The 21,237-nt window shown below is 59.6% G+C and carries 19 protein-coding genes and 1 riboswitch; of the genes, 7 read left to right on the forward strand and 12 right to left on the reverse strand.

The genetic code is table 11. From position 1 onward, the window contains the following. Window positions 1-2: 2 nt before the first annotated feature. From ABH912_RS17830 to ABH912_RS17845, 4 genes are all read right to left on the reverse strand, one after another. Complete coding sequence (locus ABH912_RS17830) at window positions 3-611, reverse strand: YqiA/YcfP family alpha/beta fold hydrolase (RefSeq protein ID WP_046056736.1); 609 nt, start codon at window positions 609-611, stop codon at window positions 3-5. Window positions 612-837: 226 nt separating this feature from the next. After that, entirely contained in the window at window positions 838-1,653 is an 816-nt protein-coding gene (cpdA, locus tag ABH912_RS17835; RefSeq protein ID WP_429511275.1) for a 3',5'-cyclic-AMP phosphodiesterase, read from the reverse strand. A 99-nt stretch (window positions 1,654-1,752) separates the two neighbouring features. Next, entirely contained in the window at window positions 1,753-2,205 is a 453-nt protein-coding gene (locus tag ABH912_RS17840; protein ID WP_008153350.1) for a DUF1249 domain-containing protein, read from the reverse strand. Beyond that, complete coding sequence (locus ABH912_RS17845) at window positions 2,196-2,813, reverse strand: NUDIX domain-containing protein (protein WP_033055495.1); 618 nt, start codon at window positions 2,811-2,813, stop codon at window positions 2,196-2,198. The genes ABH912_RS17840 and ABH912_RS17845 overlap by 10 nt, the downstream gene beginning before the upstream one ends. A gap of 228 nt (window positions 2,814-3,041) precedes the next feature. Here ABH912_RS17845 and ABH912_RS17850 point away from each other — a divergent pair, with 228 nt between their 5' ends. After that, window positions 3,042-3,788, forward strand: coding sequence for an RsiV family protein (locus tag ABH912_RS17850; protein WP_095127425.1), 747 nt, complete (start codon window positions 3,042-3,044; stop codon window positions 3,786-3,788). On the opposite strand, the gene cytX is transcribed toward ABH912_RS17850, so the two are convergent. Both cytX and thiC read right to left on the reverse strand, forming a co-directional pair. After that, on the reverse strand, window positions 3,757-5,049 hold the full coding sequence (cytX, locus tag ABH912_RS17855) for a putative hydroxymethylpyrimidine transporter CytX (protein ID WP_429511276.1): 1,293 nt from the start codon (window positions 5,047-5,049) through the stop codon (window positions 3,757-3,759). The two genes, ABH912_RS17850 and cytX, sit on opposite strands and share 32 nt — an antisense overlap. A 159-nt stretch (window positions 5,050-5,208) precedes the next feature. Then, entirely contained in the window at window positions 5,209-7,098 is a 1,890-nt protein-coding gene (gene thiC / locus ABH912_RS17860) for a phosphomethylpyrimidine synthase ThiC (RefSeq protein ID WP_033055492.1), read from the reverse strand. Between the two features lie 163 nt (window positions 7,099-7,261). Then, window positions 7,262-7,367: riboswitch (TPP riboswitch) on the reverse strand. Window positions 7,368-7,558: 191 nt separating this feature from the next. Here thiC and ABH912_RS17865 point away from each other — a divergent pair. Next, a complete protein-coding gene (locus tag ABH912_RS17865) occupies window positions 7,559-8,998 on the forward strand; it encodes a TolC family outer membrane protein (protein WP_429511277.1) in 1,440 nt (479 codons plus the stop codon). 103 nt (window positions 8,999-9,101) lie between these two features. Here the strand turns inward: ABH912_RS17865 and waaA are convergent, their stop codons facing one another. Together waaA and ABH912_RS17875 are read right to left on the reverse strand one after the other, a co-directional pair. After that, window positions 9,102-10,379: a lipid IV(A) 3-deoxy-D-manno-octulosonic acid transferase gene (gene waaA, locus ABH912_RS17870; protein WP_429511278.1), complete on the reverse strand. Its 1,278-nt coding sequence runs from the start codon at window positions 10,377-10,379 to the stop codon at window positions 9,102-9,104. A gap of 11 nt (window positions 10,380-10,390) precedes the next feature. Further along, entirely contained in the window at window positions 10,391-11,293 is a 903-nt protein-coding gene (locus tag ABH912_RS17875; protein WP_429511279.1) for a LysR family transcriptional regulator, read from the reverse strand. Window positions 11,294-11,396: 103 nt separating this feature from the next. Here ABH912_RS17875 and ABH912_RS17880 point away from each other — a divergent pair, with 103 nt between their 5' ends. The 4 genes from ABH912_RS17880 (at window position 11,397) to ABH912_RS17895 (ending at window position 14,901) form a co-directional block, all read left to right on the forward strand. Continuing rightward, complete coding sequence (locus ABH912_RS17880; RefSeq protein WP_033055625.1) at window positions 11,397-11,729, forward strand: DMT family transporter; 333 nt, start codon at window positions 11,397-11,399, stop codon at window positions 11,727-11,729. Window positions 11,730-11,915: 186 nt separating this feature from the next. Next, complete coding sequence (locus ABH912_RS17885) at window positions 11,916-13,091, forward strand: NAD(P)/FAD-dependent oxidoreductase (protein ID WP_429511280.1); 1,176 nt, start codon at window positions 11,916-11,918, stop codon at window positions 13,089-13,091. Continuing rightward, window positions 13,088-13,900, forward strand: coding sequence for an aldo/keto reductase (locus tag ABH912_RS17890; RefSeq protein WP_429511281.1), 813 nt, complete (start codon window positions 13,088-13,090; stop codon window positions 13,898-13,900). Before ABH912_RS17885 ends, ABH912_RS17890 begins: the two co-directional genes overlap by 4 nt. 32 nt (window positions 13,901-13,932) lie before the next feature. Continuing rightward, a complete protein-coding gene (locus tag ABH912_RS17895) occupies window positions 13,933-14,901 on the forward strand; it encodes a hypothetical protein (RefSeq protein ID WP_008146227.1) in 969 nt (322 codons plus the stop codon). Between the two features lie 103 nt (window positions 14,902-15,004). On the opposite strand, the gene hldE is transcribed toward ABH912_RS17895, so the two are convergent. Together hldE and msbA are read right to left on the reverse strand one after the other, a co-directional pair. Next, a complete protein-coding gene (hldE, locus tag ABH912_RS17900) occupies window positions 15,005-16,429 on the reverse strand; it encodes a bifunctional D-glycero-beta-D-manno-heptose-7-phosphate kinase/D-glycero-beta-D-manno-heptose 1-phosphate adenylyltransferase HldE (RefSeq protein ID WP_033055483.1) in 1,425 nt (474 codons plus the stop codon). 248 nt (window positions 16,430-16,677) lie between these two features. Beyond that, window positions 16,678-18,477: a lipid A export permease/ATP-binding protein MsbA gene (gene msbA, locus ABH912_RS17905; RefSeq protein WP_033055482.1), complete on the reverse strand. Its 1,800-nt coding sequence runs from the start codon at window positions 18,475-18,477 to the stop codon at window positions 16,678-16,680. A 117-nt stretch (window positions 18,478-18,594) separates the two neighbouring features. Between msbA and ABH912_RS17910 the strand changes: the two genes are divergently transcribed. Further along, window positions 18,595-19,236 (forward strand): toluene tolerance protein, encoded by a 642-nt coding sequence (locus ABH912_RS17910; protein ID WP_429511282.1) that lies wholly within the window; start codon window positions 18,595-18,597, stop codon window positions 19,234-19,236. A 42-nt stretch (window positions 19,237-19,278) separates the two neighbouring features. Here ABH912_RS17910 and ABH912_RS17915 read toward each other — a convergent pair whose 3' ends face one another. Further along, window positions 19,279-20,406: an O-antigen ligase domain-containing protein gene (locus ABH912_RS17915; protein WP_419866176.1), complete on the reverse strand. Its 1,128-nt coding sequence runs from the start codon at window positions 20,404-20,406 to the stop codon at window positions 19,279-19,281. A 25-nt stretch (window positions 20,407-20,431) separates the two neighbouring features. Continuing rightward, complete coding sequence (locus ABH912_RS17920) at window positions 20,432-21,199, reverse strand: hypothetical protein (protein WP_033055474.1); 768 nt, start codon at window positions 21,197-21,199, stop codon at window positions 20,432-20,434. Between the last annotated feature and the right edge of the window lie 38 nt (window positions 21,200-21,237).

Below are 21,237 nucleotides of genomic sequence, written 5' to 3' on the forward strand. Positions count from 1 at the left end.
GCTCACAGTGCTGTGAAATCAATCGCCTGATACAAATCTGCGCCGATGCCGGCAAAACTCAGCATTGCCGGAAGTTGCGCGGCAAAACCCTGGAAACTATGGTCGCCGCCGGCCTGGATACGCAAGGCACAGGCCCGGTAGTACTGCTGGGCGAGGCGATAGTCCAGCGTTTCATCGCCGGTCTGCAACCACACCTGATACCGCTGCGGGTCCTGAGGCGCCGGCACTTCCAGCTCGGCCAGGGCCGTCACGTGGTCGTGGGTCAACTCCCAGGCCTCATCGGTATACAGGTTTTTCTGCGTCCCCAGATACCCGTCGAACATCCGGTGCGGACTGACGGCAGGGTTGATCAACAGGGCCTTGAGGCCATGGCGCTCGGCCAAGTGAGTCGCATAGTAGCCGCCGAGTGAGCTGCCGACCAGCAGTGGCCGCCCAAGCTCCTCAATCGCCTTGTTTAGCTGACCGATGGCCTCGCGCGGATGGTGATGCAAGGCCGGAACGCGCAACTGATCGCTCAAACCCAGACGCTCCATCACTTGCACCAACTGCGTGGCCTTTTTAGACGAAGGCGCGCTGTTGAAACCGTGGATATAAAGGATCGAACCAGACATTTGAGCTCCCTGTGCGTCGGGTAAAGAGGCGCAGTTTACAGGGAGAAATGCGGGGATTGGGGCTGGATCGAGAATTTGCTGACAAGCAGGGCCACCCCTCACCCTAACCCTCTCCCAGAGGTAGAGGGGACTGACCGAGGTGTTCTTGGAGCTACATCGACCTGAGATATCGAGTCGAACTCAGGGCTTCAAGGACATGAAGATCGGCTCCCTTCCCCCCTCTCCCCTAATAACCGTCGGATCCGTAATCAACCTGGAAATCGAACCCGCTTACGCGCTCCACGCCAGTTTCCAGCCGGCCATCAGGCAAAAGCCGCAACCATCGATACCCCGGCGCCTGATCACTGACCTTGAAATCGTCACTGCCCGGCTCGAACTGAATACACGTCGAAGGCGACGCAATCAGCCGCACACCCTTGCGAACCTGATCGATCTCCTGATGCACATGCCCCCACAAAACAGCGCGCACCTGCGGAAACCGATCCAGCACAGCAAACAACGCGTCCGGATTGCGCAATCCAATCGGCTCCATCCAGGCACAGCCAATGGACACCGGATGATGATGGAAACACACCAGATGATGCCGCTCCGGCGCCTCACTCAACGAACGCACCAGCAACTGCAACTGCGCATCCTGCAAGAACCCCGGCACCGAACCCGGTACGGCCGAATCGAGCAACGTGACCCGCCAATTACCGACATCCACCACCGGCTCCAGCAACGCACTCTGCACCGCAGCCTCCGCCATGATCCGCGGCTCATCATGATTACCGGGAATCCAGCGCGCCGGCGCATCAAGCTGCCGCGTCAGGTCGCGAAACCGCTGATAGGACTCCAGCGTCCCGTCCTGAGAAAGATCGCCACTGGCAATAATCAGATCGATCTGCGGCTGCTGAAGCCGCACCAACTCGATGACCTTTTGCAGGCTGTCCCGGGTATTCATGCCCAACAACGTCCCGTCCGTCTCGGCAAACAGATGACTGTCGGAAAGTTGCACCAGCAACGCCGAATCGGCGGTGGTCAAAATGGATACGCTCGGCAAGGCGTTCTCCCAAGGCTGAATCACGGGATTGGATGAGTGCCGCAATTATGCTGGGGGATGATCAAAAGGGGAAACCTGTGAACCTGACGCAGTTCACATCTAACGAACGACCGCGTACTCATGCCCGCAGGCCAGGCAATGGCTCAGCCATTCGCCCAGAAACATATTCAGCTGGGCCTTTTCGTCCGGCTGATGCATTGAGGCATTCGGGTAAGGATAGATGCCACGAAAGCGTCGCGCATGTTCGGCGCTGACGACTTCGGCCATGCACGCGTCGTGATAGACCTGGACTTCCAGTTGCGGCACCGGCAGCCACGGCAGGCTGTGTTCCTGGCGCACTTGCAGGGTTGTGGTGTACGGACAGACCTGCAGCACTTCGAGGGCCAGCACGCCGAGCATCTGGTCGCCGTGGGTCACGGCAATGCGCCGCGCCTCCGGCTCGTTGCGCATGTCCGGCAACAGTCGCATCAGGCGCGCGTAGTTGGCCTCGCAGGAGGCTTGCAGCCCCACAAGGTCAACCCGATAGCGATCGCGCAGTTTGTTTACGACCATAACCCCCTCACTTCAGCGCGGTTCAAAGCTAGCCATTGCAAGGCAATGATGCTGGCCGCGTTGGCAATTCGTCCGTCGCGTACGGCCTGCAGGGCATCTTCGAACGCCCAGACCGTGACGCGGATATCTTCTGCTTCTTCCTCCAGCCCATGCAGGCCGCCGACGCCGGTGCTATCGCAACGCCCCAGGTACAAATGCACGAATTCATTGCTGCCGCCCGGCGATGGAAAATATTTGGTCATCGGCCAGAGCGCCCCGAACACAAGCCCAGCTTCCTCCTGCCCTTCGCGGTGAGCAACTTCTTCCGGCACTTCTTCCTTGTCGATCAGACCGGCGACCAGTTCGATCAGCCATGGATTGTCGGTTTTGCCCATGGCGCCGACGCGAAACTGCTCGATCAACACCACTTCATCGCGCTGCGGATCGTAGGGCAGCACGCACACCGCATCGTGGCGAACGAACACTTCACGATTGATCTCGCGACTCATACCACCGGCGAACAATTCGTGACGCAAGTGCACACGATCGAGCTTGTAGAAGCCCTCGTAGCATCTTTCGCGCCGAACGATATCAACGGCGGTCGGAATGGCGTTGGCAAAATCAGTCATGACTATCCTCTTTACTGCAAATCCGTTATGAGGCTCCTTTTTGTTACTTGCAACCTCGACTTCGCGCCATCCTAACGCGCCCGCGACCTTTGATGCAGCCCCTTTACAGTCAGCGGGATAGACGGTGAGGGCGAAACCAACTCTAATTAGCTTAGTGGCGAACTGACTGCTTCGTTGAGAGTCGAAGCGGATAACTTTTTGCCTTTCCCTGTTTTATGAAGGACGCCCATGTCGCTTTTTAAAATCGCCTCCGTGGCTGTAATCGCCCTGACCCTGGGCGCCTGCCAGAGTTTGTTCCAACCCAACTACCGGACGCCGCTGGAAACCACCCGCGATGCATCCGAACAGCTGAAACCGGGTTGCACAACACCTGACTGCCCGCTGGTGAACATCGATACGCTGCGCTTCCCGGCCGAACCGCAACTGGACGGCATCATTGAAAAACGCCTGCTGCAAATGACCCGCACCTCGCCCGACGCCCCGGTGGCGCCGACGCTGGCAGCGTATCGCGAGCAGTTTTTGAGCAGTGCCGGCCCGCGCTACAGCAGCTATCTGCAAGCCAAGGTACGTGAGCAGCATGACGGCTTGGTGATCGTTGAATTCTCCAGCTACCTGGACACTGGCGGCGCCCATGGCACACCCGGCCGCAGCTTCATCAACTATTCACGCCAGCAACACAAAGTACTGACGCTATCGGACATGTTGGTGCCGGGGCAGGAAGAAGCGTTCTGGAAAGCCGCGCAAGTGGCGCACAACAGCTGGCTGATCAGCACCAAGCTCGATCAGGAGCCGGAGTTCGTGAAGCAGTGGCCGTTCCAGAAAACCCAGAACGTGGCGCTAACCTACGGCGGGGTGATCCTCAAGTACGAAGTGAGCACCATCGCGCCTTACGCGCTGGGTCACGTCGAACTGAAGATCCCTTACCCCCGCCTGAACGGCATTATCAAACCCGAGCTGTTTCCTGGCCGTAACTGAAAGCCCGACCCAGCACGAGTTGCAGCAGCCCTGCCAGAATCAGTGACGGCAGGGTTGCGCCGATATCCGGATACAGATTAGCCAGCAAATGATAGGTGCTCACGCCGCCCAACCAGGCGAGCAGCGCCGGCCAGCGCAACGCAGCTGACGCCACCTGAGCACTGCGTTTGCGCAGGATGAAGTGATCCACCAGCACCACGCCGAACAGCGGCGCAAACACCGAACCGATCAACAGCAGGAAGTTTTGATACTGGGCCAATGGCGCCAGGCACGCGATCAGTGTGCAAATCACGCCGATGGCCAAGGCCAGGTGCTCGACTTTCAAGCGCAACAGAATCCCGCTCGAAACCGCCGCCGAGTGAATATCGGCAAAAGCGTTTTCCGACTCATCCAGCAGAATCAGCAGCAGCGGAATCCCCAAGCCGGCACCGGCCAATGCCAACAGCAAGGCATTCACTTCACCGCTCGGCGCGAACGCCAGGGTGTAGGCCACGCCCAGGCTCATCAGCCAGAAGTTACCGATAAAGAAGCCCAGTGCCGTGCCGCCGAACACGTTTTTCGCACGCTTGCCGAAACGCGAGTAGTCGGCAATCAGCGGCAGCCAGGACAGCGGCATGGCGATAGCAATGTCGAAGCCCACGGCGAACGACATCGAACCGTCACCGGCCTGCGCCCACAACGCCGCCAGATCCGCCTTGGCGAACAGGTTCCAGGTCAGCCAGATGCACGCAGCCAGCAGCAACCAGATGCCCCACTTGCGCAGGATCTGACGGACGAATGTCAACGGACCACTGACGGCCAGCAAGGTTGCCAAACCACCAAAGAACACAGTCCAGAGCAGCGGATTCGACAGCAGACTGCCTTCGCTGAACGCCCGTGCGCCGAGCAGGCTGGCGGCATCGCGCATGACGATGATTTCGAACGACCCCCAACCGATCAGTTGCAGCAGGTTCAGCACGGCCGGCAGGCTCGCACCTTTTGCGCCGAGGCTGAGTTTGAGCGCGGTCATCGATGACAGGCCGGTGTCGCTGCCGATCACGCCGACCGCGGCCAGCAATAGAACACCGACCAGCGTGCCGAGGAAGATGGCCAGCAACGAGCCGGACAGGCCCAGACCTGGTGCGAGCAATGCACCGGTCTGCAGGACCATCAGGCCGATGCCGAGGGAGAACCACAGGGAAAACAGATCGCGGCCGCCGAAGACGCGTTTGTCTTTGGGCACCGCGATATCAGGGGAATATGTGCTGGGTTGAATGCTCAAGGGTGTTATCTCAGAGGGACATTTGTTGTTGTGTTGACCACCCCTTGTAGGAGCGAGGCTTGCCCGCGAAAGCGGTGTGTCAGAAAAAACGCCTTCGCGGGCAAGCCTCGCTCCTACAGGGACTACGCCAGCCTTGAGAGACAGGCGTTGCCGGTCAGATCAAACCTTCTTGTACAGCTGACTGCCTTCCTGTTTGAACCGCTCGGCCTGGTCCGCCAATCCCTGGGCGACTTCGGCGTCGACGGTTTCGATACGCTGGTTGGCCGCGTATTCGCGGACTTCCTGAGTGATCTTCATCGAACAGAATTTCGGTCCGCACATGGAGCAGAAGTGCGCGACCTTGGCCGAATCCTTCGGCAGGGTCTCATCGTGATACGAACGAGCCGTGTCCGGATCAAGGCCCAGGTTGAACTGGTCTTCCCAACGGAATTCGAAACGCGCCTTGCTCAAGGCATTGTCGCGGATCTGCGCGCCCGGATGCCCTTTTGCCAGATCGGCGGCATGCGCGGCGATCTTGTAGGTGATGATCCCGGTCTTCACGTCATCCTTGTTCGGCAGACCCAAGTGTTCCTTCGGCGTCACGTAGCACAGCATGGCGCAACCGAACCAGCCGATCATCGCCGCACCGATACCCGAGGTGATGTGGTCGTAGCCTGGTGCGATGTCAGTGGTCAGCGGGCCGAGGGTGTAGAACGGCGCCTCGTCACAGCACTCAAGCTGCTTGTCCATGTTCTCTTTGATCAACTGCATCGGCACGTGGCCCGGGCCTTCGATCATGCACTGCACTTCGTGTTTCCACGCGATCTTGGTCAGCTCACCGAGGGTTTCCAGCTCACCGAATTGCGCAGCGTCGTTGGCGTCGGCAATCGAGCCCGGACGCAGGCCATCGCCCAGCGAGAAGCTGACGTCGTAGGCCTTCATGATTTCGCAGATGTCTTCGAAATGGGTGTAGAGGAAGTTCTCTTTGTGGTGCGCAAGGCACCACTTGGCCATGATCGAACCACCACGGGACACAATGCCGGTCACGCGCTTGGCGGTCAGCGGCACGTAGCGCAGCAACACGCCGGCGTGGATGGTGAAGTAGTCGACGCCCTGCTCGGCCTGTTCGATCAGCGTGTCGCGGAACAGCTCCCAGGTCAGGTCTTCGGCAGCGCCGCCGACTTTTTCCAGCGCCTGGTAAATCGGCACAGTACCGATCGGCACCGGCGAGTTACGGATGATCCACTCGCGGGTTTCGTGAATGTGTTTGCCGGTGGACAGGTCCATGACCGTGTCCGAACCCCAGCGAATGCCCCAGGTCAGTTTCGCCACTTCTTCTTCGATGGACGAACCCAAGGCGCTGTTGCCGATGTTGCCGTTGATCTTCACCAGGAAGTTACGGCCGATGATCATCGGTTCCAGTTCGGTGTGGTTGATGTTGGCCGGAATGATCGCGCGACCGCGGGCGATCTCTTCACGGACGAACTCGGGGGTGATGATTTTCGGCACGCTGGCGCCGAAGCTGTGACCGGCGTGTTGCTGGTCCAGCAGCCCGGCGGCACGAGCCACTTCGAGCTTCATGTTTTCGCGGATGGCGACGTATTCCATCTCGGCGGTGATGATGCCTTTGCGGGCGTAGTGCATCTGGCTGACGTTGGCACCGGCCTTGGCCCGGCGCGGGTTGTTCACGTGAGCGAAACGCAGCTTGGTCAGTTCCGCATCGGCGAGGCGTTCCTGGCCGAAGTTGGAACTCAGACCCGGCAGACGCTCGGTGTCGCCACGGGATTCGATCCACGGCGAACGCACATCGGCCAGGCCTTTGCGCACGTCGATGATGACGTTGGGGTCGGTGTACGGGCCCGAGGTGTCGTACACAACGACAGGCGCGTTGATCTCACCGCCGAAGTCGGTCGGGGTCACATCCAGGCTGATTTCGCGCATCGGCACGAGGATGTCCGGGCGAGAACCCTGAACATAGATTTTTTGCGAGCGGGTAAACGGCTGAACCGATTGCTGATCGACTTGGGCCGAATCACTCAGGTTCGTAGTGTTTTTTAGTTTTATCGTCATCACGGGCTCTCCAGACACATCCAGGCAGTGGATTTTTGTCGGAGCGAACCTGTAATCGAATGGACGCACGGGCGCTGGGAAAACCAGCTGTGCTGTGCTCAGTGCTCGAGGGGTGTTCGATTGTCGAACAACATCCCGGACGAAGCACAAGAGGACTCGCCGGGTGACGAGAAATCTTGTTCCCTACGCAGGCGCTAACCTGATCAGGTTCAACGGGATCCGAAATTATTCGATCTCAGCCTCATAGCAAGGCACCCCGACAAGAACCCGGCCAGTCTAGACACAACTGGCAAAGAACGCCAACACCGCGGTAAACACCATGATGAATGGCGTAATTACAGGATTGTTGCCATGCCGATGCCCAACTACACTCGCACCCCATTCCCCGCCTTGACGCTGTGCGGGCTGCGCCGTACCTTTGGCGCTCAAATTATCAGCGTAATTTTTTAGGGATCGCCTCATGCTGCGCAAACTTTCACTGGCCCTTGCCGTGTCTTGTGCGTCCAACGGAATGGCCTGGGCAGCAGAAGCGCCCTTATCGACCAAGACGGATCTGGTCAGCGTCTACCAGGAAGCGGTGGACAACAACGCCGACCTGGCTGCAGCCATTGCTCAATATGGCGCCCAGAAAGAAGTCGTGCCCCAGGCCCGCGCCGGGTTGCTGCCGAACCTCTCTGGCGGTGCCGAAATGGCCAACGTGCGCACGTCGATCGATCAGCCTTCGTCCACCTTCAGCCGCAATGCTCATTCGTATCAGGCCACTCTGGCGCAACCGCTGTTTCGAGCCGATCGCTGGTTCCAGTTTCAGGCCGCCAAGGACGTGAATGAACAGGCTGCGTTGCAACTCTCGGCGACCCAGCAAAATCTGATCCTGCAGACCGCCGAAAGCTACTTCAACGTATTGCGCACCCAGGACAACCTGGCCTCGACCAAGGCCGAAGAAGCCGCATTCAAACGCCAGCTCGATCAATCCAACGAGCGCTTTGATGTCGGTCTGTCGGACAAGACCGACGTGCTGCAATCGCAAGCCAGTTACGACACCGCGCGAGCCAACCGCATTGTTGCGCAACGCCAGGTTGATGATGCATTCGAAGCGTTGATCACCCTGACCAACCGTCAGTACAACTCGATTCAGGGCATCGTCCACACCCTGCCGATCCTGCCGCCAGCACCTAATGATGCCAAGGCCTGGGTCGACACCGCCGCCAGACAGAACCTGAATTTGCTGGCAAGCAACTACGCCGTCAGTGCCGCCGAAGAAACCCTGAAGCAGCGCAAAGCCGGCCACGCGCCGACCCTGGATGCCGTGGCGAAGTACGAGAAAGGTGATAACGATGCTCTCGGCTTCAGCAACCCCAACTTCATAGGCCAGCCTTATAAGGGCAACGTGGACCAGACCACTGTGGGCCTGCAACTGAACATCCCGATCTACAGCGGCGGTCTGATCAACTCCCAGGTGCGCCAGTCGTATGCACAGCTGGACCAGTCCGAGCAGCAACGCGAATCCCTGCGTCGGCAAATCGTCGAAAGCACCCGCAACCTGCATCGCGCAGTAAACACCGACGTTGAACAGGTACAGGCGCGCAAGCAGTCGATCATCTCCAACCAGAGCGCGGTGGAAGCGACCGAAATCGGTTATCAGGTGGGCACACGAAACATCGTCGACGTACTGGATGCGCAGCGTCAGCTGTACACCTCGGTGCGTGACTACAACAACACGCGTTACGACTACATCCTCGATAACCTGCGCTTGAAGCAGGCCGCGGGCACGTTGAACCCGGGGGATTTGCAGGACCTGGCGCGTTATCTCAAGCCCGATTACAACCCGGATAAAGACTTCCTGCCGCCGGACCTGGCCAAGGCTGCGGCCGAGCAGATGAGGGCTAAACCAACGCAATAAAAAGCAAAAGATCGCAGCCTCGTTTCACTCGACAGCTCCTACATGGGATTTGTATTCATCCTGTAGGAGCTGTCGAGTGAAACGAGGCTGCGATCTTTTTGGTCTATCGGTCGATCAACCGCCCCAACCCATCCAGCAACCGCTGCAACGCGCCCTGATTGGTGCGCATCACCTTCAACCCCGCCTCCGCCATCCGCTGCGCATCGCGCGGCAACTCGAACAGCCGCTGCACCGCCAGCGCCAGACCTTCAGCATCCTCCACTTCCTGCAACGCCCCGGCACTGCGCAATTGCGCGGCGATTTCGAGGAAATTGAACAGATGCGGTCCGCTCAATACCGGTTTGGCCAAAGCCGCCGGTTCCAGCAGGTTGTGCCCGCCGTTCGGCACCAGACTGCCGCCAACAAAAGCGCTGTCAGCCAAGGCATACAGAAACAGCAACTCACCCATGGTGTCGCCCAGCAGCACCGACGTACCGGCGGTGACGGGTTCGCCAGTGGAACGACGGACCGTGGCGAAGCCCTGCTGCCGACACAACTCAAACACCGGGTTGAATCGCTCGGGATGGCGCGGCACCAGAATCAGCAACGCATCGGGATGATTGGCCAGCAACTGACGATGAGCCGCCAACACCACTTCGTCTTCACCTTCGTGAGTACTCGCGGCGATCCACACCGGACGCTCCTGCGCCTGCCATTGCGCACGCAACTCGGCGGCACGCTGAAGCAGTGCCGGGTCGATGGTCAGGTCAAACTTGATCGAGCCGGTCACTTCCACGGTTTGCGAACGCGCACCCAAATCGCGGAAGCGCTGGGCCTCGGCCTCGGTCTGCACCGCGAACAAGCTCATCTCGGCGAGCATCGGCTGGGTCAGTTTCCTGAAGCGGCCATAGCCCCTGGCCGAACGCTCGGACAGTCGCGCATTGGCCAACGCCACCGGAATGCCGCGCTTCGCACATTGGTGAATGTGGTTGGGCCACAGTTCGGTTTCCATGATCACCGCCAGTTTCGGCTGGACCCGATCAAGGAATCGCTTCGCTGCGCAAGGCAAGTCGTAAGGCAAATAGCAGTGCTGGATGCGCGGCTCATTGGCGAACAGCGCGTGAATGCGCTCGGACCCGGTCGGGGTCATGCAGGTCACGGTAATGGGCAACTGCGGATAACGTTGCAGCAAGGCGCGAATCATCGGCGCCGCGGCAATGCTTTCGCCCACCGACACCGCATGCACCCAGATGCCGCCCGTTTTCATCGCCGGTAACCCGAGGGAGAAACGTTCGCCAATGCGCTTGGCGTACGCGGGTGCCTTGCGCGAACGCAGCCACAGCCGAATCGCTACCAATGGCAGCCCCAGGTAAAACAGCGCGGTGTAGAGAGTTCTATTCATGGCGGCGGAGTTTATCGGCTTTTTTGACCGATCGCCTGCAAGTGCACGGCAAAACGTTCCGCCAGCCAACGCGCCGCCGGGCCGAGAGGTTCGTCGCGGCGCCAGACCAGCTCAACCACCAGCGCTGGCGGGGTCCATTCGCTGACCAGTTCGACCATCAGGTCCTGATACGCCGGGTACTGCACCACGTGTCGCGGCAGCCAGGCCCAGCCGAGCCCACGCACCAGCCATTCAGCCATCACGTAGAAACTGTCGGCCCGCCAGACTTGCGGACTGGCCGGCTCGCTGCCGGGGTAGACACTCGACTGTGTGGACATCAGCAACTGCCGATGCTGCGCCATTTGCTGGCAATCAATCTGCTTCTGCTGCGCCAATGGATGTCCGACACCGCAGACAGTCACCATCTCAACGCTGCCCAACACCCGCCGCTCAAGCGCTTCGGGAATCTGGTCGTGATAAAACAGCAACCCCAGATCGGCCCGACGCTCCACCAGTTTACGCGCCACATCTCCTTGGGCGGCGCTGGTCAGTTGCACTTCAAGGCTGGGAAATTTTTCGGCCAGCGCTTCGAAGCTTTCGATGATCGGCTGATAGGGCATCGCCTCATCCTGGGCCACACGCAAACGAGCCTCCTGGCCACGCATCATCGCCAGCGCCCGGCCGTTAAGCCGTTCGCACTGGCGCAGCACTTCCCGTGCCTCCTCCAGCAAGGCATTGCCGGCCTCGGTGAGTTTCGGCTGGCGGCCGCTGCTGCGGTCGAACAGGCTGACGCCCAGGTCCTCTTCCAACAGCGCAATCGAACTGCTGACCGCCGACTGCGCCTTGCGCTGATCCCGCGCTACCGCAGAAAACGAACGCTGCTCCGCTACGCTGACGAACAGCCGCAGCTGCTCCAGATTCCATTGCGTGTTCATGGCTCAACCCATCTTCAGAACAGATAGGTAATGACTTTACCGCATCTGGAGAATCTCTAAAATGCCGACCTCAGAAAGCAACACTTCACACGAGGATGCACCCATGACCGCTTACTACTACCTGGCCATTGCCATCTGCGCCGAAGTGATCGCCACTGTTTCGATGAAAGCGGTCAAAGGCATCAGCACCCCGCTGCCGCTGATTCTGGTTATTGTGGGTTATGGCATCGCCTTCTGGATGCTGACGCTGGTGGTGCGCAGCGTTCCGGTGGGCGTCGCTTACGCAGTGTGGGCCGGCATGGGGATCGTGATGGTCAGCGTCGCGGCGCTGTTTATCTACGGGCAGAAACTGGATGTGCCGGCGATGATGGGGATGGCGTTAATCGTGCTCGGTGTCGTCGTGATCCAACTATTTTCCAAAACCGCCGGCCACTAACTGACACCACCAATCCCCTGTAGGAGCGAGCCTGCTCGCGAAAGCGGTGTGCCAGTCGACTGAAAAGGTGCCTGACACATCGCCATCGCGAGCAGGCTCGCTCCTACAGGTTTTGTATGCGCCTACAAATCCCCTCTTCGTCGAGTCTGTATACTGCGCCCTCGTCTTGAACACTGAGGTCGCTGCATGCCATCCGTTATTTCCACCGACGTTCTGATTGTCGGCGCTGGTGTCGCCGGCCTCTGGCTGAATGCGCGCCTGCGCCGTCAGGGTTTTTCGACCGTGCTGGTGGAAAGCGCCAGCCTCGGTGGCGGGCAAAGCGTGAAATCCCAAGGCATCATCCATGGCGGCGCCAAGTACGCGCTGCATGGCGCCCTGACCGGTGCTTCGGAAGCCATCGCCGACATGCCTCGGCGCTGGCGTGAAGCCCTGGCCGGTGATGGCGAACTGGACCTGACCGGCGTGCGCCTACTGTCCGAAGCCCATTACCTCTGGTCCCCCGGCACGATCGCCGGCAATCTCACCAGTTTCTTCGCCAGCAAGGCCGTGCGCGGCCGTGTCGATCAGGTCAAGGGCGAGCAACTGCCGGCCGCCCTGCAAGACAAGCGCTTCAAGGGCAAAGTCTATCGCCTGGCGGAACTGGTGATCGACGTGCCGAGCCTGATTCAGCGCCTGGCCGATCTGGCGGGTGATGGTTTGCTCGCTGGTCAGAACATCGAACCGTTGCTGGAAGCTGGCATTCTGGTCGGCCTGAAGGTCGACGAGCGCGAGATTCGCGCCCAGCGCATCGTCTTGAGCGCCGGGGCCGGTACGGCTGCGCTGCTCGAAGCGCTGGGGCTGAGCCAACCTGCCATGCAACGCCGGCCGTTGCACATGATCATCGCCAAAGGCCCGGGCCTCAAACCACTGTATGCCCACTGCCTGGGCGGCGGCACCAAGCCGCGCATTACCGTGACCACCCATCCGGCCGCCGATGGTCAGTGGGTCTGGTATCTGGGCGGCGATATCGCTGAAGCCGAAGGTGTCGCCCGCGAACCCGCCGAGCAAATCGCCACCGCGCAGAAAGAACTCGGTCAGTTGCTGCCCTGGATCGACCTGAGCACAGCGCAATGGGCCACCCTTCGAGTGGATCGCGCCGAGCCACTGCAATCGGGACTGACCCGTCCTGATAATGCATTCCTTGCCGAAGAAGGCCGGCTGCTGGTCGGCTGGCCAACCAAACTGGCGCTCGCTCCGGACTTCGCTGATCGCGTCATCGCGTCCTTGCAGCGCGACGGCATCCAGCCAAGCCATTCTGCCCCGCTTCCCGACCTGCCAAAACCGCCGATGGGCGTCCCTGCCTGGGAGCAACTGCTGCCATGAGCCAACCGACCTTGCACGATCTGCATCGCCCGCTGGGTAGCACCGGCCTGTTGGTTTCGCCACTGGGCCTGGGCACGGTAAAACTCGGCCGCGACCAAGGCGTGAAATACCCCAACGGTTTCCAGATTCCCGATGATGACGAAGCGCGCATGCTGCTTAAACTCGCGCGCGACATGGGCATCAACCTGATCGACACGGCCCCGGCCTATGGCCGCAGCGAAGAACGCCTCGGTCCGTTGCTGCGTGGGCAGCGCCAGGATTGGGTGATCGTCAGCAAGGTCGGCGAAGAGTTTGCCGACGGTCAGTCCCATCATGACTTCAGCGCCGCTCATACCCGACTGTCGGTGGAACGTAGTCTGCAACGGCTGGAAACGGACTTCATCGATCTGGTGCTGGTGCACTCCGACGGCAACGACCTGGCGATCCTCAACGACAGCGAAGTCTATGCGACCCTCGCGGCGTTGAAGCGTGAAGGCAAGATTCGCGGCTTCGGTTTTTCCGGCAAAACCGTCGAAGGTGGTTTGAAGGCTCTGGAACAAGGTGATTGCGCGATGGTCACCTACAATCTGAACGAACAGAACGAGAAGCCGGTCATTGACTATGCTGCTGCTCACGGCAAAGCCATTCTGGTCAAGAAAGCCCTGGCCAGCGGTCATGTATGCCTGAGCCCGGGCGTCGACCCGGTGCGCGCCAGCTTCGAGTTGTTGTTTGAACATCCGGGTGTTGCCAGTGCTATTGTCGGGACCATTAATCCGCTGCACCTCGCCCATAACGTCGCGACCGTTGCCCAGGTCCTACGTAGAAACTGATGCCGCCCACGCGGCCTTAAGCAGGAGCCGACATGCCGCGTACGCTCATAAGAAAGAACCCGAGCAACTTCAAGACCCTGCCGTTATTCGTCGAAGCGACTCCCGAAGGCCTGAGTTATCAAAGCGTCGGGATGCCGCTCAATTTCTCCCAGACGCTGCAACGTCGCCGCCCGGTGACGGTAGCCGACACTCAGCGGTTTTCGCTTGAGCTGGCCAACCTCGGGGTTTCAGTGCGCCTGACCCTGCATTGGCAGAACCGCGATTACTGGGTGTTGGTGCGTCAGCGTCGGCAAGACCGCGGCGACGTGGTGCTCAAGCTAATCTCCGGTTACGTGCCAGCCCATGAGCTGAACCTGCCGCTGCACACCGCGATTCAGGAAATTGCCGAAGAGTGTCTGCTGGAAACTCCGGAAGGCTGGCTCGGCGGGCGTTTTAACGACACCTGGCTGCCGGCGCCCTACTCCTCCGCGCTGCATTATCGCGAAGCCCTGCCGTTTCGCCTGACGCCGTTGTCCGGATCGGCGCGGCCGGTGCGTTGCGCCAAGATGCAGTTGATCGAACGCCCACGGGCTTACGTGCATTTACCGACGGCCTCGCTGCAATTGATCTATGACTTGCGCCTGGACGTGCCCAAGGAAGCCAAATCCCTGAGCCTGTTCCATGTCGACGAACGACTGGAAGGCGATCAACTGGTGGCCCGCCTCGATCGCAAACGTCCCGATTTGTACTTGATGCCGCTGCAGGACGGCCAGCCGATGGCCGAGCTCTATACCTTGAAAAAGGATCAGCTGTACCCGGCGAGTACTCGCGGGTTGTACCTGGCAGAGAGTTTTGCCCAGCAGGAAGGCTGGCTGGTGAGGGATGAGCGGATTCGCTGGAAGGATTGGGTGCGACAACAGGGCTTGAGCCCACCAGGGAAGGATTCCGGTTTGGCGCGGTTGCGTGGGAAGGCAAAGCAATTGCTGAAGAGAATCGTACCGCGCAAGAAAGTCAGCTCTTAAAAACAAAAAGATCGCAGCCTCGTTTCACTCGACAGCTCCTACATTGAAATGCGATTTCCTGTAGGAGCTGTCGAGTGAAACGAGGCTGCGATCATTTCTGGCATCACTCGGACTTGCGGATTTTCTCGACAATCGCGGTAGTCGAGCTGTTTTCCACCAGCCCCAGCACTTTCACCGTTCCGCCGTAAGCGGTCACGATGTCTGCGCCGACAACCTGCTCGATCCCGTAGTCCCCGCCCTTGACCAGCACATCCGGCTTGACCTCGCGCAGCAGGTTTTCCGGAGTGCCTTCAGCGAAGCTGATCACCCAATCCACGGCGCCCAGACCTGCCAGTACGGCCATGCGACGGTCGACGCTGTTGATCGGACGCCCCGGCCCTTTCAGGCGGCTGACCGACGCATCGTCATTGACCGCAACGATCAAGCGATCGCCCTGGGCCCGCGCCTGTTCGAGGTAGGTCACGTGGCCGGCGTGCAAAATGTCGAAGCAGCCGTTGGTGAAGACAATCTTCTCTTTATGCGCACGCGCATCATCGACCGCCAGCAACAGCTGCTCAAGGCCGAGTACACCGCGCTCCGAACCTTCTTCTCGCTGGATGGCGCGACGCAGTTCCGGTGCGCTGATGGCTGCCGTACCCAGTTTGCCGACCACGATGCCCGCCGCCAGGTTGGCCAGCGCCACCGCGTGAGGCAGTTCTTCGCCAGCGGCAATGGCGGCCGCCAGGGTGGAAATCACCGTGTCGCCGGCACCGGTCACATCGAACACTTCACGGGCTCGGGCTGGCAGGTGCAGCGCCGGATGATCCGGACGCAGCAGGGTCATGCCGTGTTCGCCACGGGTCACCAGCAACGCGCCGAGGTCGAGGTCGTGCATCAGCTGCGCGCCCTTGCTCACCAGCTCGTGCTCATCGGCGCAACCGCCGACGATGGTTTCGAATTCGCTGAGGTTCGGGGTGATCAGGCTTGCACCCCTGTAGATCGAGAAATCCTTGCCCTTGGGGTCGGCCAGCACCGGAATGCCACGGGCACGGGCCGCCTGGATCAGCACCTGATGGTTTTTCAGCGCGCCTTTGCCGTAATCGGACAGCACCAGCACTTTGATGCCTTCGAGCAATTCGTCGACTTGCTCGCCCAACGCCAACGCGTCGGTGGCGAAAGGTTCTTCGAAGTCGATACGCAGCAGTTGCTGGTGACGGCTCATGACCCGCAGCTTGACGATAGTCGGCTGGTGCGCGATGCGCTGGAACAACGCCCGTACGCCGGCGCCCTTGAGGCTATTGGCCAGGCTGTCGGCGGCTTCATCGTCGCCGGTCACGCCGACCAGCGAGGCCGGTGCACCGAGGGCGGCAATGTTCAACGCAACGTTGGCGGCACCGCCCGGGCGGTCCTCGATTTGCTCGACCTTGACTACCGGTACCGGCGCCTCAGGGGAAATCCGTGAGGTACCACCATGCCAGTAACGGTCGAGCATGACATCGCCGACCACCAAGACAGGGGCTTGATCGAATCGCGGCATGGACAACTTCATGGAGCAACCCACATACAAAATGAACAGGGGCGCGATATTAACACAGGGTTGGCGTGGGCTTGTGTGACGGCTGCAACGGGATGATTCGGCGGCGCTTTCTGATCATTTATTGATCAGAAAATCCGACCGCGGTGCGCAGATTTATTCAGGATTGGTCAAAAAAGGGTAAATATCTGGATAGCAATCACCGGGCGCATTGCACGCCGGATGTGCAAAAGGGGTGAGCCAGGCCCACCCCTTTTGTGGGGTCAGGCGATGTCGCCAACCGGGGCGTCGAGGCCCATCGCATGCAGGCGCGAGTAGTAGCCGTTTTGCGCCAGCAGTTGAGCGTGGGTGCCGCGCTCGACGATTTCGCCATGGTCCATGACCAGGATCAGGTCGGCTTTCTCGATGGTCGACAACCGGTGAGCAATCACCAGTGTGGTGCGACCTTTCATGACCTGGTCCAGTGCTGCCTGAATGTGCCGCTCGGACTCGGTATCGAGTGCCGACGTTGCCTCGTCGAGAATCAGCAACGGTGCGTTCTTCAACAAGGCCCGGGCAATCGCCAGGCGCTGGCGCTGGCCACCGGACAGCAACACGCCGTTTTCGCCGACCTGAGTGTCCAGGCCTTGCGGCATCTCCGAGATGAAGTCCATCGCGTAAGCATCCGTGGCGGCCTTTTCAATGTCGGCACGCGGTGCACCGGCCAGGTCACCGTAAGCGATGTTGTTGGCGATGGTGTCGTTGAACAAGGTCACATGCTGCGTCACCTGCGCCACGTGTCGACGCAGATTGCGCAGACGATAGTCTTCGATTTCCACGTCATCGAGCATGATTTCGCCGGTTTCGTGGTGATAGAAACGCGGAATCAGGCTGGCCAGGGTCGACTTGCCGCTACCCGAACGACCAACCAGGGCGACCATTTGCCCCGGTGCCGCCGTGAAGCTGATGTTCTTCAGCACTTCACGCTCGGTCCCTGGATAGGTGAAGCTCAGGTTGCGCACTTCCAGGTGGCCGCTGACGCGATCGCGCTCCACGGTACCCTGGTCAATCTCTGGTTCGACGTCCAGTTGCTCGAAAATGCTCTCGGCACCGGCAACGCCTTTCTGGATTGTCGAGCTGACTTCCGACAACTGCCGAATCGGCTTGGGCAACAGGCCCGCCGCGGTGATATAGGCCACCAGGTCACCGGCGGTGGCGTCGCCGCGCAGGAACAGCACCAGGAACATCAGCACCGCCATGGCGGTGTAGATCACCAATTGCAGCATGGGCGTGTAGACCGCACCGGTCTTGGTCATGCGCAGTTGCTTGTCGGTGTTACCCTGGCTGGCTTCGGCGAAACGACGCTCTTCATAGCTCTCGCCACCAAAGCTGCGCACCACGCGATAGCCCTGGATGGTCTCGGAGGCCACGTGAGTTACGTCGCCCATCGCCACCTGGATTTTTTTGCTCTGCTTGCGGAATTTTTTGCTGGTGCTGCTCACCATGATCGCGATGATGGGCAGGATCGCCAGCATCACCAGGGTCAGCTTCCAGTTCATCCACAGCAGGTAAGCAAACAGGAACACCACGGTCAGGCCTTCACGAATGACCACTTTGATGGCGTCCGTGGCAGCACCGGTGACCATGGTCACGTTGAAGGTGATGCGCGAAATCAGGTGCCCGGAGTTATGGGTGTCGAAATAACGGTTGGGCAATACCAGCAACTTGTTGAACAGCTCGACACGCAAGTCGTGGACCAGCCCAAGGGAGACTTTGGCCAGGTAGTAGTTACCCAGGAAAGACCCCAGGCCTTGCCAGGCGGCGATCAGGATGATCAGCAGCGGCACGGCCATCAGCAACTGCAAGTCTTGCAGATAGGGAACAGTCGGGAAGAGCACCGCTTCGGGGTTGCTCAGGCCATCGACGAAATATTTGAGAATCCCTGCGAGCATGGGCTGCGTCGAGGCAAAAATCACAAAGCCAACAATACTGATGGCAAACATGCCCCAGTACGGGCGCACATACGACAGCAGGCGCAGGTAAATCTTCAAGCTCGACGGCGCAGGCGAATCAGGGCTGGTCATGAGAACCCGTTGTATGAGAAAAGAGCCCGCGAGTGTAACACAGGCCCCATTTTAGTCGCTGAGCTGCGGTAACATGGCCGGCTATCCATGCCTCACGGCGCCCTACCCGGAGTATTGATGCAAGCGCTTGATCACACCCGATATCTCGCCCTGCGCGAGGGAGCACAAGTCCTTGAAGCGGATGGTTCGGGGGACAAGGTTCTGCGGTTGACGGACGGTTCAATACTCAAACTGTTTCGCCGCAAACGCCTGCTGACGTCGGCCGCGTGGTACCCGTACGCCAAACGCTTTGCCGACAACTGCGATGCGTTGCGTGAACGGCACATCCCCTGCCCGTCGATTCGTCAGGTTTACCGTATTGCGAGTATCGAACGTGATGCCGTGCACTACGATCCACTGCCGGGCCAGACACTGCGTCAGCTGCTGGACGTCCAGGGCGATGCCGATCCGTTGCGCGGTCAATTGGGGGTTTTCATGGCCACTTTGCATGAGCGGGGGATTTATTTTCGCTCGGCGCACCTGGGCAACATCGTGCTCACACCCGAGCATCAATTGGGCCTGATCGACATCGCCGACATGCGGGTGTATCGCCGTCCGTTGCGCAAGACTCTGCGGCTGCGCAACTTCAAGCATATGGTGCGTTACCCGCAAGATCGGCAATGGCTGCTCGACGGTCACGGCGAAGTCTTCATGCACCATTATGGCCAGACCCAGAGCATCTGCTCCCCGGAGGAGCTGAGCGTCGCCCTGCAAAAATAATCTGACGACCTTCGCCTCCGGGGAGGAGGCGAAGGCCAGGCATTACGCCAGCGCGGGTTGTCGCGCCTTCAGCACGCGAGACAGGATCATCGCGGCGGGCAGCAGCACCAGTGGCCACAACTCGTCAGGGTTACCGATCAGCAAACTGCCATCGAAGTTCAGCATCACCAGCGCACACGCCAGGTACATACCCCACGCGTCGCGCAGACGCCAGGCCTGCCAAAGGCTTGCGGCCATCAGTGCTACGAACAACGCCAGCGCAACCCCGCCGCTGTACAGCCCCAGCGCTACGAAAATGTTGTGCGGATGCTGAATCGCCATCCCGCCATCGAGTACCTGGTCGGTGTGAAAGCTGATGCCGCAGCCCAGTGCCCAGCCGCAGTGGCGCCACTCGCCGACCATGATATGAAAAATCTCGATGCGGTACGAATCACCTCGGTTCCAGAGGGACTGGTACCAGGCTTCGTTGTGCACCACCAGGAACAGCAGGCCTAAAACAATTGCGCAAATTGCCACCCCACCGCCTACCAGCCGCGGCCTGTGGTAAATGCCGTAAAGCACCCACATACCAAACAGGAACACGGCCCCCACAAACGCAGTACGCGTCTGCAGCACAAAGGCTACCGCGAACACCGACAAAACGATGGCCAGGCCACCTTCGATATACTTCCGCTCCCTGAGCCAGAGAGGCAGCGCCAGCGCCAACGCACAGAACAGCCAAATGCTGGCGTAGATGACGTTCTCCAAGCGTGCCGGAAGTATCGCCAGCCGGCCGCCCACGGCGAATTCACCGGTTGTCCAACCGTAGAGCGCGCTGCTGAAAATGTACAACGTCAGGATCCAGAACTGAGCGCGAACAAACGCCGCACTGCGGAAGAACTGCGGATCGGTGAAGGCGCCGACCACCATGACGAACATCAGTACATAGAAGACGTGTTTGTAGAACTGCATCTGCCCTGCAATCGTCGCAGGCACCAGAAACCATAGAATGAACGCCAGCCAACCCCACGCCAGCGGTTCCTTGAGCAAGCCCGCACCGCGTTCCTTGATCAGGAAGATCAGGCCCGGCAATACCATCAAGGCGTAGAACAGGTTGTTGGTCCACTTCGACGACCAGCCCACCACAAAGCTCAAAAGAAACAGACAGAGCGCCGCTGCGAAATACACCATTGTGTTCTTTCCTGGCTTCATGCCGCTAAATTCCATGGAGCACCCAACCTATTGCCAGACCCAAAATAAGAGCCGCGATCAGCTTCAGCCGATCGAGACGTTTACGCCGTAATTTGTTCTCCCGTTCCTTGGGGACCACCACATGCTCACCGAAACCGGTATGCAATACCGCGTCGTTTTCCAGAATCAACGCATAACGATTTTCGCCAGCATACAGACGCGACAGGTCTTTCTCACCGGAAAATCCGGAATAGGGTGCATGCAACAAGTAATCCGCACGACGGCGCAGCCCTGGATTAAAGGAAAAACCTTGCCACTCGGCTTTTTGCGAGCCCAGTACGTAGAAAGGAATGCCATGGCTGACTTTGCGCTCGTTCAGGAACACGTAAGGACTGTGAACCATCAGGTCATGATTGAAGCTGCGCAACCACACCTGCAGTGCCTGCGGATCTTCCTCCAGCAGGCATTGGGACTCTTCGATGAACCCTTCGCGGTAGAAATCCCAGTCGTCTTCACAGTGGAAAATCCACGATGTCTGCACCTGAGCGTAAGCGGCGTCGATAGATCGCAACTGACCCAGGCGTGGCTTGTTGATGAAGAACTGGGTATGCGCCCTCCAGTGCTCCGGAATACAGGCCTCTACGGCGCTGTCGCCGGAGTCCTCTGTAATGAACACTTTACGGATGGGAGCCGTATTGAACCGGTCAAACGTTTCGAGGGTACGCTTCAACAAATCGAAGCGACCGCAACTAGTGATTACAACCGAAATGTCGCTAGTCTCGCTGAACAGCATTTATTTGCACCGCACCATAGGTTGTTTAATCGCCCGGC

This window comes from Pseudomonas sp. BT76 TE3572 (assembly GCF_050435365.1).
Lineage (GTDB): Bacteria > Pseudomonadota > Gammaproteobacteria > Pseudomonadales > Pseudomonadaceae > Aquipseudomonas > Aquipseudomonas fluorescens_W.